The 14,109-nt window shown below is 64.2% G+C and carries 8 protein-coding genes and 1 pseudogene; 5 read left to right on the top strand and 4 right to left on the bottom strand.

The genetic code is table 11. The features are described from left to right. Nucleotides 1–105: 105 nt before the first annotated feature. Both ACVMB1_RS12510 and ACVMB1_RS12505 read left to right on the top strand, forming a co-directional pair. Nucleotides 106–2,004 (top strand): potassium transporter Kup, encoded by a 1,899-nt coding sequence (locus ACVMB1_RS12510; RefSeq protein WP_057018606.1) that lies wholly within the window; start codon nucleotides 106–108, stop codon nucleotides 2,002–2,004. A gap of 21 nt (nucleotides 2,005–2,025) precedes the next feature. Then, nucleotides 2,026–2,475, top strand: a pseudogene (locus ACVMB1_RS12505) (phosphotransferase family protein); the annotation flags it as partial. A 114-nt stretch (nucleotides 2,476–2,589) separates the two neighbouring features. On the opposite strand, the gene ACVMB1_RS12500 reads toward ACVMB1_RS12505, so the two are convergent. The 4 genes from ACVMB1_RS12500 to ACVMB1_RS12485 all read right to left on the bottom strand — a co-directional run bounded on the left by ACVMB1_RS12500 (nucleotide 2,590) and on the right by ACVMB1_RS12485 (nucleotide 8,643). Next, on the bottom strand, nucleotides 2,590–4,365 hold the full coding sequence (locus ACVMB1_RS12500) for an adenylate/guanylate cyclase domain-containing protein (protein ID WP_141340412.1): 1,776 nt from the start codon (nucleotides 4,363–4,365) through the stop codon (nucleotides 2,590–2,592). Between the two features lie 174 nt (nucleotides 4,366–4,539). Further along, nucleotides 4,540–7,266, bottom strand: a complete 2,727-nt coding sequence (gene gyrA / locus ACVMB1_RS12495) for a DNA gyrase subunit A (protein ID WP_141340413.1) — start codon at nucleotides 7,264–7,266, stop codon at nucleotides 4,540–4,542. 224 nt (nucleotides 7,267–7,490) lie between these two features. Next, on the bottom strand, nucleotides 7,491–7,889 hold the full coding sequence (locus tag ACVMB1_RS12490; RefSeq protein ID WP_141340414.1) for a DUF2306 domain-containing protein: 399 nt from the start codon (nucleotides 7,887–7,889) through the stop codon (nucleotides 7,491–7,493). Nucleotides 7,890–8,148: 259 nt separating this feature from the next. Continuing rightward, complete coding sequence (locus ACVMB1_RS12485; protein WP_057018508.1) at nucleotides 8,149–8,643, bottom strand: single-stranded DNA-binding protein; 495 nt, start codon at nucleotides 8,641–8,643, stop codon at nucleotides 8,149–8,151. Between the two features lie 448 nt (nucleotides 8,644–9,091). On the opposite strand from ACVMB1_RS12485, the gene ACVMB1_RS12480 reads away from it, so the two are divergent. The 3 genes from ACVMB1_RS12480 (at nucleotide 9,092) to uvrA (ending at nucleotide 14,106) form a co-directional block, all read left to right on the top strand. Then, nucleotides 9,092–9,838 (top strand): outer membrane protein, encoded by a 747-nt coding sequence (locus ACVMB1_RS12480; protein WP_076828596.1) that lies wholly within the window; start codon nucleotides 9,092–9,094, stop codon nucleotides 9,836–9,838. Nucleotides 9,839–10,094: 256 nt separating this feature from the next. After that, complete coding sequence (locus ACVMB1_RS12475; RefSeq protein ID WP_076828598.1) at nucleotides 10,095–10,754, top strand: outer membrane protein; 660 nt, start codon at nucleotides 10,095–10,097, stop codon at nucleotides 10,752–10,754. 364 nt (nucleotides 10,755–11,118) lie between these two features. Then, nucleotides 11,119–14,106: an excinuclease ABC subunit UvrA gene (gene uvrA / locus ACVMB1_RS12470; RefSeq protein WP_141340415.1), complete on the top strand. Its 2,988-nt coding sequence runs from the start codon at nucleotides 11,119–11,121 to the stop codon at nucleotides 14,104–14,106. Nucleotides 14,107–14,109 lie beyond the last annotated feature (3 nt).

Here is a 14,109-nt window from a genome sequence, read left to right as displayed (position 1 = left end):
ATGGTAATTTGCGACGTCCCGTCGCAGACTATCGTCTAAGGCGCCCGGCCGGATGACCCGGCGCGCGCAAGACACCGGGGGATTGCCGTGACGAGTACGCCCGCCATCGTTTCTTCTGGCCACCCCCCGTCCAGTCCGATCCCGGTTGCCGTCACGCTCGGTGCCCTGGGCGTCGTCTATGGCGACATCGGCACCAGCCCCCTCTATGCCCTGAAGGAAGCCGCCAAGGCCGCCACCCATGGCGGTCCGCTCACCGAGAGCGCGGTGCTCGGCGTGGTCTCGCTGATCCTGTGGGCGCTGATCCTGATCATCTCGATCAAATACGCGATGCTGATCCTGCGCGCCGACAACCGCGGCGAAGGCGGCATCGTCGCGCTCTTGGCGCTACTCTCGGCGCGCAACGCGGCGCCCGGCACCTGGCGCGCCCATCTTCTGGTGGTCGGCCTGATCGGCGCCGCCCTGCTCTATGGCGACGGCGCGATCACGCCGGCCATCTCGGTGCTGTCGGCGATCGAGGGCCTCAAGGTCGACGCGCCCTCGCTGACCCCTGCGGTGGTGCCAATCACCGTCGTGATCCTGATCGGCCTGTTCATGATGCAGAAGCAGGGCACCGGCTTCATCGGGAGGATCTTCGGCCCGGTGATGCTGTTCTGGTTCGCCGTGCTGGCAGCGCTCGGCATTCACGGCATCGTCAAGGCGCCCGGCGTGCTGGTTGCGCTGAGCCCACTCTATGCATTCGATTTTCTGATCCATCAGGATTTTCACGTCAGCTTCGCCATCCTCGGCGCCGCCTTCCTCGCGGTGACCGGCGGTGAGGCGATGTATGCCGACATGGGGCATTTCGGCCGCTTTCCGATCCGGCTCGCCTGGTTCGCCGTCTGCCTGCCCGCTCTGGTGCTGAACTATTTCGGCCAGGCCGCGCTGTTGATCACCGACCCGACCGCGATCGAAAACCCGTTCTTCCAGCTGTCGCCGGACTGGTCGCATTACCCGCTCGTCCTGCTCGCGACCATTGCCACCGTGATCGCCTCGCAGGCCATCATCTCGGGTGTGTTCTCGCTGACCCAGCAATCGATCCAGCTCGGCTTCCTGCCGCGCATGCACATCGAGCACACCACGAGCGATGCCATCGGGCAGATCTACGTGCCGCTGGTGAACTGGCTGCTCGCCGCGGGGACACTCGGCGCGGTGCTCGCCTTCGGCACCTCGGACGCGCTCGCCGGCGCCTACGGCATCGCAGTGTCGCTGTTGATGGCGATCACCACGCTGCTTGCAGCGCTGGTCGCGATCCAGTGGGGCTATTCGCCCATCATCGTGATCGCCGTGAACGGCTTTTTCTTCATCATCGACGCGATCTTCTTTGCGGCGAACTCGACCAAGCTGTTCGAAGGCGGCTGGTTCCCGCTGCTGCTCGCCGCTGCGGTGGCCTTCCTGATGCTGACCTGGCGCGGTGGCGTGAAACTGGTCGAGACGGCGCGCAGCAAGCTGCGTCAGCCGGAAGAAGATCTGATCGAGACCGCGGTCAACAAGTGCCACAGCCGGCTGCCGGGCACCGCCATATTCCTCGCCTCCGCCCCTAACGGCGTGCCGCTTGCCTTGACCCAGTTCGTTAAGCACAACCACGTGCTGCACCAGCGCGTGCTGCTGGTCACCGTACAGATCGAGGAATCCCCCCGCATCCCGGACGAGGATCGCGTTGTGGTTCACGACGTCACCCCGGGCATCATCCGCGTCATCCTGCGTTACGGCTTCATGCAATATCCGACCGTTTACGAAGGGCTAAAGCTCGCCTGTCGTCAGGGCAAACTGCCCGGTCTCCGTCTGACCGATGTGACCTACTACATCGGCCGCGAGACCATCATCCCGCGGGAAGACATTCCGGGCATGTGGGTGTGGCGGGAATCGCTGTTCGCGTTCCTGCAGCGCAACGCCGAACGGTCGGCGGCGTTCTTCGGCGTGCCGACCGGACAGGTCGTGGAATTCGGGACGGAGATCGAGATCTAGTCCCACAGCCCGGATGCGGACATGTCAGACGATCCGCCTCTTCAGCTGAAGCCGCGGCTGGCGATTCCGATCGATCAGGCTCAGGCGATCATCGATCGGATTGCGCCAGGCGCGCGCGTGGCAGGCATCACCGAGCTACGCGGCGGCGAGATCAGCACGATCCTCCAGATCACGCGGGCTGACGCGCCAAGCTGCATCCTCAAGGTCTACCCCGCCCAGCTGCAATGGAAGATGGCGAAGGAGGTCTATGTCCTCGGTCTTCTGCGCGACGCCGGCATTGCCATTCCCCGCATCCTCATAGCCGACGACAGCCGCGCGCTGATCGACTTCAATTTTGTGCTGATGAGCAAGCTCGACGGCGTCGTGCTCGGCAACCGCGAGGCGGCGCCGACGGATCAGGAGCTGTTTTCGATCTACGCCGCCATGGGCACGGCACTCCGCCGTATCAATGGCATCACGCTCGACAGCTTCGGCTATATCGGCCCGCACGGCGTCTGGACGTCGTACCCGACCAACCGCGCCTACATGTCCGCGCAGTTCGCGCGGGCTCCCGATGGCCGCCTCGTCGGCGCCCGCGGGCATAATTCATTCGGGCAATCCCGCCCTCCGAAGCCCCTCGATCAACAGCTGCGCGTTTGGGTACCCGCCCCTGGCGATCATTGCGGAAATTGTAAAGGCGGGATCGAGCTGAAGCAGGAGCGCCGCCGCCTCGCGCGCCTCCGCGTCGCGTCCGAGATGAGCGAACGCGGACGCGAGACAACGGTAGGCCAGCGAATAGGAGGCATTCTGGCGCCGGCATTTATTCGCTGCGGCAATGGCCTCGTCAAAGCGGCGAAGCTCGATGAAGGCCATCCCCATCCCAACAAACGTGATGGGTAGCCGCGGGTCTAACGGGCTCAGGCGGATGGCGCGTTCAAAACTCCGGACCGCTTCATCGGGAAGCCCGGCAACTCTGTAGACGCTGCCTCTGGCGGTCCATGCGCGATATGAATTCGGATTGAGAGCGACCACCCGGTCGGCCAATTCGATCTCACTCTCACAATCGCCGACCATGTACGCCGAGGTGAGGGAAACCCAGGCTAATGTTTCCGCATCACCATCGTCGATGCTCAATGCCAGGCGAAGCAGCCGGACCGCTTCCTTGCGGTCAAATTGAGGATCGACGGCATGCCCCCAAAGGATGTTCTGCATGTGAGCGAGACCTGCCAGAGCGGCGACAAAGCCGAACCGGGGATCAAGCTCCAAAGCACGATGCGCCAGCCTGATCGCCTCGGCCAACCCGTCGGCGGTCATCAGGTAATGCTGCTGCATGGCGCGGAGATAGAAATCATAGGCGGTGAGGTTCTCTGGTCGCCGTGCCGACAGGCCGATTTCGATCTGCAGCAATTTTGGTTGAATGGCCGAGACGACGGCGACGGTCACCTCGTCCTGGAGAGCGAATATGTCCGTCAGGTCACGCTCGAACCTGTCTGCCCAGATGTGCGTTCCGGTAACCGCATCGATCAACTGCCCGGTGATGCGAACCTTCCCCGCGGCCTTGCGCACAGACCCCTCAAGGACATAGCGGACGCCGAGCCTGCGGCCGACCTCCTTGATATCGACCGCCCGGCCCTTGAAGGTAAAACTCGAATTTCGGGCGATCACGAACAGCCATTTGAAGCGCGACAGCGCCGTGATGATTTCCTCGACCATTCCGTCCGCGAAGTATTCCTGCTCGGGGTCGCCGCTCATATTCTCGAACGGCAGCACGGCGATCGACGGCTTGTCAGGGAGCGCCAGAGCTTGCGCGCTGTCGACCGGCGGCTCGGTCGGGGCGCTAGCGGGATGGCCCGCGTTTATCCTCAATCGCCACGCGCGCATCGGCTCAGCAATGTTCTTCAGGTTCTGCGAGCCCATGTCCTCGAACACGGCATCGACCTTGCCGCGGATTTGACGTTGCGCATCGTCCGAGATGCAGATCCCGCCGGGCTCCGCGATCCCTTCAAGGCGGGCGGCGATATTGACGCCGTCTCCAAAGATATCGTTTTCATCGACGATGATGTCGCCGACGTGGATGCCAATGCGGAATTCGATCCGCTTGAGTTGCGGCACCGTGGCATTTCGCTCGGCCATTCCGCGCTGGACCTCAATGGCGCAACGCACCGCATCCACGACACTGCCGAACTCGGCGAGCATGCCGTCGCCCGTGTGCTTGACGACCTTGCCACGGTGTTCGCTGATCTTGGGATCAGCGAGTCCACGCAGACACTCCCTCAGCCGGACGTGTGTCCCTTCCTCGTCCAGGCCGGTCAACCGACTATATCCGGCCACATCAGCCGCCAGGATAGCTGCAAGCCGCCGCTCAACGCGATGATCGGTCACAACGGCCTCCCGAAATCGGTAGATCCGCCGGACCCCATCAAAGCATAGGGCGTTGCCCTTGGGCTAGGGGCGTAAGGCAGGCCGCCGGATTTCGCGGAGCCTGTCAACGGGGCGCGCATGTTGTGCGCGCCCCGTTGGCTGCATTCGGGCTGGGGGTTCTCCGAAACGGCGGCGCTAGCCGCCGTTGCCGTTCTCGCCGTTTTCCTCTTCAGGAATGTGCTCGACCGAGACCACGTGCTCGTCCTCGGCGGTGTCGAACACGATCACGCCCTGGGTCGAGCGGCCGGCGACGCGGATATCGGCCACCGGGCAGCGGATCAGCTGACCCTTGTCGGTGACCAGCATGATCTGGTCGGCGTCCTCGACCGGGAACGACGCCACCAGGTTGCCGTTCCGGTTGTTGACGCTCATCGCGACGATGCCTTTGCCGCCGCGGCCGGTGGTGCGGTACTCGTAGGACGAGGTCCGCTTGCCATAGCCGTTGACGGAGACGGTCAGCACCACCTGCTCGGCCGCCGACAGTTCGGCATAGCGCTCCTGCGACAGCTGGATCGCATTCGCTGTCTCCTCGCCCTCGGCCTCGACCGGCTCCTCGGTCGCGGCCTCGCCGGCCACGGCGCGGCGCATCTTCAAATAGGCCGAGCGCTCGTCCGACGTGGTCTCGACATGGCGCAGGATCGCCAGCGAGATCAGCTTGTCGGCCTCGGGCAGCGCAATGCCGCGCACGCCCATCGAGGTGCGGCCGGTGAAGACGCGCACATCGGTGACCGGGAAACGGATGCACTGGCCGCCGGCGGCGGTCAGCAGCACGTCGTCATGCTCGGTGCAGATCTGGACGTCGACGATCGCCTCGCCTTCCCCGAGCTTCATGGCGATGATGCCGGAACGGCGCACGTCGACGAAGTCGGACAGCTTGTTGCGGCGAACGGTGCCGCCGGTCGTCGCGAACATCACGTCGAGATTGGCCCAGGAGGATTCATCCTCCGGCAGCGGCATGATCGTCGTGATGCGTTCGCCCTGCTCCAGCGGCAGGATGTTGATCAGCGCCTTGCCGCGCGCGTTCGGCGCGGCCATCGGCAGCCGCCAGACCTTCTCCTTGTAGACCTGGCCGCGCGACGAGAAGAACAGCACCGGCGTGTGCGTGGACGCCACGAACAGGCGCGAGACGAAATCCTCGTCGCGGGTCTGCATCCCGGCGCGGCCCTTGCCGCCGCGGCGCTGCGCCCGGTAGGTCGACAGCGGCACGCGCTTGACGTAACCCGCATGCGACACGGTGACGACCATGTCCTCGCGCTGGATCAGGTCCTCGTCCTCGACCTCGCCTTCCTGCTCGATGATCACGGTCTTGCGCGGGGTGGCGAACTGCTGCTTCACCTCGGCCAGTTCGGTCTTGACGATGCCCTGCACGCGGGCGCGCGAGCGCAGGATGTCGAGATAGTCGGCGATCTCGGCCGCGAGCTTGTCGAGCTCTTCGGAAATCTCGTCGCGGCCCAGCGCGGTCAAGCGCTGCAGGCGAAGGTCGAGGATGGCCCTGGCCTGCTCCATCGACAGCCGCAGCGTGCCGTCCTCGTTGATGCGATGCCGGGGATCGTCGATCAGCGTGATCATCGCCTCGACGTCGCGTGCCGGCCAGTCGCGTGACATCAGGGCCTCGCGCGCGGTGTTCGGATCGGGCGAGGTCCGGATGACGCGGATGATCTCATCGATGTTGGCGACCGCGATCGCGAGGCCGACCAGGATGTGGGCGCGGTCGCGCGCCTTGCCGAGCAGGAACTTGGTCCGCCGGGTCACCACCTGCTCGCGGAACGCGACGAAGATGGTGAGCAGGTCCTTCAGATTCATCGTCTGCGGACGGCCGGAATCCAGCGCCAGCATGTTGGCCGGGAAATTGGTCTGCAGCGGTGTGAATCGGTAGAGCTGGTTCAGCACCACGTCGGGCACCGCTTCGCGCTTCAGCTCGATGACGACGCGATAGCCGTCACGATCGGACTCGTCGCGCAGGTCCCCGATGCCCTCGATCTTCTTCTCTTTGACGAGATCGGCGATACGCTCGACCATCGTCGCCTTGTTCACCTGATAGGGAATCTCGGTGATGATGATCGCTTCGCGATCCTTGCGGATGGTGTCGATCGTCACCTTGCCGCGCATCACGATCGAGCCGCGGCCGAGGTGGTAGGCGCTGCGAATGCCCTGACGGCCGAGGATGACGCCGCCGGTCGGGAAGTCCGGTCCGGGAATGATGTCGATCAGTTCGTCGATCGTGAGCGCCGGATTGTCGATCAGCGCCACGCAGGCATCGACGACCTCACCGAGATTGTGCGGCGGGATATTGGTCGCCATGCCGACGGCGATGCCGCCCGCGCCATTGACCAGAAGGTTCGGGAACCGGGCCGGCAGAACCGACGGCTCTTGCTCGGAGTTGTCGTAGTTCGGCTGGAAATCGACCGTTTCCATGTCGATGTCGGCCAGCACGGCGAGCGCCGCCCGGGTCAGCCGCGCTTCGGTATATCGATAGGCGGCCGGCGGATCGCCGTCGACCGAACCGAAATTGCCCTGGCCGTCGATCAGCGGCACGCGCAGTGAGAAATCCTGCGCCATGCGGACCATCGCGTCGTAAATCGACTGGTCGCCATGCGGGTGATATTTACCGATCACGTCGCCGACGACGCGGGCGGATTTGACGTATTTCTTGTCCGGCGTATGTCCCTGCTCATGCATCGAATAGAGGATGCGCCGGTGCACCGGCTTGAGCCCGTCGCGCGCATCGGGCAGCGCACGCGACACGATCACGCTCATCGCGTAATCGAGATAGGACTTCTTCATCTCGTCGAGGATGGAAACGGGACGAATATCTGAGGGTCCCGGCGGCTCGCCGGGCTTGTGGTCGTCGTTATCGGACAAAGGGGAAATCCGGTCGGTTCTGCTGGGGAATCATATAGCCCATCAGGGGCCTGATAACCACCCTTGCGCGGCTCCGGCAAGCCGTTTTTCCGTTCGTTTTTTCATGCACTTACGGGTGGAGCACCGAGGTTCCGGCTGCCTGGTCGGGAAGCGCGTGGCGAATGGCGAATAGCGGATGGAAAAATCCCTATTCGCCACTCGCCAGTGGCAGTTCGCCTCGCCAGTCAGTGGCCGAAAACCACTGCGTGCATGATCCGCCCGGGCATCAAGGTGAACAGTCCGGCGATGAGCAGCGCGCCGAAGAAGATGCCGATCATCGTGAACCTGTGGCGGCGGACATTGTGGCTCCGTGCGGCCGTGACGCCGAGCGCCAGCATGGCGAGCGAGAAGATCGACAGCAGGTGGATCGGGCTCCAGGGACCGACCAGCTGGATCTGATGGATCCAGAACGAGCTTCCGGCGACCACCAGCATCAGGATCACCCAGATCCAGCCCAGGGTCCGGTGCGGCAGCGTGCCCTTGGGGGCGGCGAGCTGGATGGAGCCGAGCACGAAGGCGGCCATCGCGGCAAAGGCGTGGAGCGGGATCGCAGGCGCGGCGTCGAGCAATGGCGCGAGGCTCATGATGGCCGGCCCTCGGGTGAAGCTCGCGGCCAGGCATCAAATGCCGCAGGCCAATGTAAATATCATTTACATCAGGCTGTGTCAAAGTCCAGGGAACCCGCATCCCCTTACGTCGAACCACCGACGTTCTGACAGAGAGTTACCGGGTTATCCTCATATTCCACACGAGGAAATTGCTGGTGCCGATCGCAACGACCGTTCCGGGAAATGATCTTCACGGAACGGCGCCTGACGGAATCGACGGAAGCGCGACCGCTGCTCAGAACGGGATGTCGTCGTCCATGTCGCTGTTGCGGCTGCTGCCACCACCCGCGGCGACGGCGCGGCGCGGCGCCGAGCTGACTGGTCCGGCCGAACCGAAATCGCTGCCGCCATCATCGGAGAAGCTGCTGCCCCCACCGCCACGCCCGTCGAGCATGGTGAGGTTGGAGTTGAAGCCCTGCAGCACGACTTCGGTCGAGTACTTCTCGACGCCGCTCTGGTCGGTCCATTTGCGGGTCTGCAACTGCCCCTCGATGTACACCTTGGCGCCCTTCTTCAGATACTGCTCGGCGACCTTGCAGAGGCCCTCGTTGAAGATCACGACGCGGTGCCACTCGGTCTTTTCCTTGCGCTCGCCGGTGCCCTTGTCGCGCCAGGTTTCCGAGGTGGCGATGGAAAGGTTTGCGATCGGACGGCCGTCCTGCGTCCGCCGGATTTCCGGATCCTTGCCGAGGTTTCCCACCAGGATCACCTTGTTCACGCTTCCTGCCATCGCATCATCTCCACTCAAAAACCGGGCGTCCGGACATTCGGCCGCCACTCTCAACCTTCGCCACTTACGCCGCAGGCGTCGTGGATGACCCTATACGCCGGTGCCGGCTCGTCGCCTTTGCCGTCTCGCGGTTATCCACGGATATCGGGATATAGCACCGGATCCGGCATCGTTCCAGTTTTGTTCGCCACAACCATCCGTAGAAGCGGCGAGTGCCGTCAGAGCGGCAGTCGATCTCGGTGCAGGCCGACGCTCGGCAGCAAGATTTAGAAAAACAACAAACAAATCAGCAGCTTGCCTTATCGATACTTCTCCCGCGAGTGTTGCATTTGGGAGACTGCGTTTTCGGTTGAATCAGCGTATAGCTCCAACCATGGCGCGGGCGCTCGCGTCTGGGATCGTGCTTCGGGACCGTTTGGAAGCCGATCGGGGTGCTGGGGGATTGATAATGAAGAAGTTTTTGCTCGGTACGGTTGCTCTGATTGCGTTTGCTGCGCCTGCCGCGGCTGCCGATCTCGCTGCGCGCCCGTACACCAAGGCGCCGCCGCCCGTGGTTGCCCCGATCTATGACTGGACCGGCTTCTACATCGGCGCCAACGGCGGCTGGGGCTCGAGCCACAATTGCTGGGACCAGCTCCCGGCCGGCATCTTCCTCGCATCAGATGGTTGCCATGATGCAACCGGCGGCGTCGCCGGTGGCCAGATCGGTTATCGCTGGCAGGCTGGCGCCTGGGTGTTCGGCCTCGAAGCGCAGGGCGACTGGGCTGACCTGAAGGGCAGCAACAACAGCGCGATCTTCCCGGGCCTGTTCACCAACCAGTCCAAGATCGACGCGTTCGGCCTGTTCACCGGCCAGATCGGTTACGCCGTCAACAACGTGCTGCTCTACGCCAAGGGCGGCGCGGCGCTGACCGACAACCGCTTCAACACCTACTTCACCCCAACCGGCGTGCTGGTCGGCAGCGCCAGCGACACCCGCTGGGGCGGCACCGTCGGCGCCGGCATCGAAGTCGGCTTCGCGCCGAACTGGACCGCGGGCATCGAATACGACCACCTGTTCATGCAGGACAAGACCTATAACCTGATCGCCCCCAACGGCACGCTGAACAGCACCATCCGCGATCGCCAGGACGTCGACCTCGTTACCGTCCGCGTGAACTACAAGTGGGGTGGTCCGGTCGTCGCGCGCTATTGATCGCGCCAGGCCGATTGATCCAGACGAAAGGCCGGCCTCGCGCCGGCCTTTTTGTTTGCGCCTGTTTGTGCGCCGGCTTTTTCGTTGCGTGTGCACGCGCACCTCACCGGGGCCGTTTTCGGTGCGTTGTGGTTTCGCGGATACACACGTTCCGGCATTTCTCTGTAGAAGCACCAGCACGTCACGCGACACTGCTGTGACGCTCTCTTCAAGATATCTGAAGGGACAACAAGAAAATGGGACTGGGACTTTGAAAATGAGGACTGTTTTGCTGGCCTCGGCCGGCATGTTTGCACTGAGCGCTTTTGCACCGGCAATGGCCGCCGACATGGCGGCACGCGCGCCTTACGTGAAGGCTCCGCCGCCAGCCGCGATCTACAACTGGACCGGCTTCTACGTCGGTGGCTTCGGCGGCTACGCCAGCGAGAACTCCGGCACCCCGAGCATGGAAGGCGGCTTCGGCGGCGGCACCATCGGCTACAACTGGCAAGCCGGCAACATCGTGTACGGCCTCGAGGTCGACGCCGCAGGCGCTGACATCGACGCATCGGTCTCCGCGCTCGGCGTCACCGCCCGCAGCAAGATCGACTCGCTCGGCACCGTGCGCGGCCGCCTCGGCTTCGCCGTCGACAAGGTGCTGTTCTATGGCACCGGCGGTTACGCCTGGGCCAACAACGAGGTCAGCGTCACCGCGCTCGGCGTGACCGCCTCGCAGAGCAACTTTCACTCCGGCTGGACCGTCGGCGCCGGCGTCGAGGCGTTCATCGCGCCGCAGTGGTCGATCAAGGGCGAATACTTGTATCGCAGCCTCGACAGCGAGAACTATTTCGGCGTGCCGTCCGGTACGCTCGAGCTGCACAGCGCCCAGTTCGGCGTCAACTATCACTTCGGCGGCCCGATCGTCGCCAAGTACTAAGCCTGAGCGAATTGCCTGACCGCCATCGGCGGTCAGATCGCACTGGCCGGCCTAGCGCCGGCCTTTTTGCGTAAGCGCGTTTTCGAGCGAAGTGAATTGCGGTTCGCGTCAAGAAAACGCGTCACAGCAGGAATCCAGAGCTCCCGTTCCGATCCCATCGAAGCGGGAAAAGGCTCTAGCGGAACCGGCGCTGCTGACGGCTGCTGCCATCAGGCAAACTATCCGTTGATGGACGCGACTCAGCACTGGAAATTGTCGACCGTTCTTCCTACGTTCCAGTCTTCACACCCCATCGGCGCAAGGTCCCGGCATCACCGGCGATGCGCGCCCAAAAGGCGCCAAGCATGCGCCCGGAACTGTCGCTATGGATGAAGTGCTCAAGGCGAAGCGCCAACAGAACGCCGGCTCCTCATCGCGCGCCATCACGATCCGTGGCGCGCGCGAACACAATCTGAAGAACATCGACGTCGAGATTCCCCGCGACAAGCTCGTGGTGTTCACCGGCCTGTCCGGCTCCGGCAAATCGTCGCTCGCGTTCGACACCATCTATGCCGAGGGCCAGCGCCGCTACGTCGAATCGCTGTCGGCCTATGCGCGCCAGTTCCTCGAGATGATGCAGAAGCCGGATGTCGACCAGATCGACGGCCTGTCGCCGGCGATCTCGATCGAGCAGAAGACCACGTCGAAGAACCCGCGCTCCACCGTCGGCACCGTCACCGAGATCTACGACTACATGCGCCTGCTCTGGGCGCGCGTCGGCGTGCCCTATTCGCCGGCCACCGGCCTGCCGATCGAGAGCCAGATCGTCTCGCAGATGGTCGATCGCGTGCTAGCGCTGCCGGAAGGCACCCGCCTCTATCTGCTGGCGCCGGTCGTGCGCGGTCGCAAGGGCGAGTACAAGAAGGAGCTCGCCGAGTACCTCAAGAAGGGCTTTCAGCGCGTCAAGATCGACGGCACCTTTTACGAACTGTCCGAGGCGCCGGCGCTCGACAAGAAATTCCCGCACGACATCGACGTCGTGGTCGACCGCATCGTGGTGCGTCCCGACCTCGCCCAGCGCCTCGCGGAAAGCTTTGAGACCGCGCTGAAGCTCGCCGAGGGCCTCGCCGTGATTGAATATGCCGACGCGCCGGCGGCGGCCGCCCAGGACGACAAGAAAGAGGACAAGAAGAAAACCGCCAAAATCCACGACAAGAGCGGGCCCGAGCGCATCCTGTTCTCGGAGAAGTTCGCCTGCCCGGTCTCCGGGTTCACGATCCCCGAGATCGAGCCGCGCCTGTTCTCGTTCAACAACCCCTATGGCGCCTGTCCGGCCTGCGGCGGCCTCGGCGTCGAGCAGCATATCGACGCGGACCTGGTCATCCCCGACAAGGAGCTGACCTTGCGCAAGGGCGCGATCGCGCCCTGGGCGAAATCATCCTCGCCCTACTACATCCAGACCCTGACCGCGCTCGGCAAGCACTACAAGTTCACGCTCGACACCAAGTGGAAGGACCTCACCAAGAAGGTCCAGAACGCGCTGCTGCACGGCTCCGGCGACGACGAGATCAAGTTCTCCTATGAGGACGGCGTCCGCTCCTACGACACCAAGAAGCCGTTCGAGGGCGTCATCACCAACATCAACCGCCGCTACCGCGAGACCGAGAGCGAGTGGGCGCGCGAGGAACTCGGCAAGTATTTCTCCGACGTGCCCTGCGAAGGCTGCAACGGCCACCGCCTGAAGCCGGAGGCGCTGTGCGTCAAGATCGGCGGCAAGCACATCGGCGAGATCTCCGAGCTCTCGGTCAAGCGCGCCGGCGAATGGTTCGAGACGGTGCCGGAGGCGCTGAACGCGCAGCAGAACGAGATCGCAACGCGCATCCTGAAAGAGATCCGCGAGCGCCTGACCTTCCTGCTCGACGTCGGCCTGAACTACCTGACGCTGTCGCGCTCCTCCGGCACGCTGTCCGGCGGCGAGAGCCAGCGCATCCGCCTCGCCTCGCAGATCGGCTCGGGCCTCACCGGCGTGCTCTACGTGCTGGACGAGCCGTCGATCGGCCTGCACCAGCGCGACAATGCCCGCCTGCTCGACACCCTGAAGCGGCTGCGCGACCTCGGTAACACCGTGGTCGTGGTCGAGCATGACGAGGACGCCATCCGCCTCGCCGATTATGTGCTCGATATCGGGCCCGGCGCCGGCATGCATGGCGGCCACATCGTCGCCGAAGGCACGCCCGACCAGATCATGCGCAATCCGAAATCGCTGACCGGCAAGTATCTCACCGGCGAGTTGTCGGTGCCTGTGCCCGACCGGCGGCCGCCGAACCACCGGCGCACCATCAAGGTCGTCAACGCCCGCGGCAACAACCTCAAGAACGTCTCGGCCGAAATCCCGCTCGGCCTGTTCACCTGCGTGACCGGCGTCTCCGGCGGCGGCAAGTCGACGCTGTTGATCGACACGCTGTACCGCGCCATCGCCCGCAAGCTGAACAACGCCAGCGAGGGCGCGGCGCCGCACGACCGCATCGAGGGCCTCGAGCACATCGACAAGATCATCGACATCGACCAGTCGCCGATCGGCCGCACGCCGCGTTCCAACCCCGCGACCTATACCGGTGCCTTCACGCCGATCCGCGAATGGTTCGCCGGCCTGCCGGAGGCGAAGGCGCGCGGCTACGAGCCCGGGCGCTTCTCCTTCAACGTCAAGGGCGGCCGCTGCGAGGCCTGCCAGGGCGACGGCGTCATCAAGATCGAGATGCACTTCCTGCCCGACGTCTACGTCACCTGCGACACCTGCAAGGGCAAGCGCTACAACCGCGAGACGCTGGAGGTGCTGTTCAAGGGCAAGAGCATCGCCGACGTGCTCGACATGACGGTCGAGGAAGCCGCCGAATTCTTCAAGGCGGTGCCGCGCGTGCGCGAGACCTTCCAGACCCTGCACCGCGTCGGCCTCGACTACATCCATGTCGGCCAGCAGGCGACGACGCTGTCGGGCGGCGAAGCCCAGCGCGTCAAGCTGGCGAAGGAGCTGTCAAAGCGCGCCACCGGGCGCACGCTCTACATCCTGGACGAGCCGACCACCGGCCTGCACTTCCACGACGTCGCCAAGCTGCTCGAGGTGCTGCACGAGTTGGTCGCCCAGGGCAACACGGTGGTGGTGATCGAGCACAATCTCGAGGTCATCAAGACCGCCGACTGGGTCATCGACCTCGGCCCCGAAGGCGGCGACGGCGGCGGCGAGATCGTCGCCTGGGGCCCGCCCGAGGACATCGTCAAGGCCCCGCGCAGCTACACCGGCAAGTTCCTGGCTCCGGTGCTGAAGAAGGCGAACAGCAAGCCGAGGAAGAGCTCAGCGAGCGAGGCGGCGGAGTGACAC

Source organism: Bradyrhizobium sp. USDA 4504, from assembly GCF_054063995.1.
This window is presented reverse-complemented; position numbering and strand designations above follow the sequence as displayed.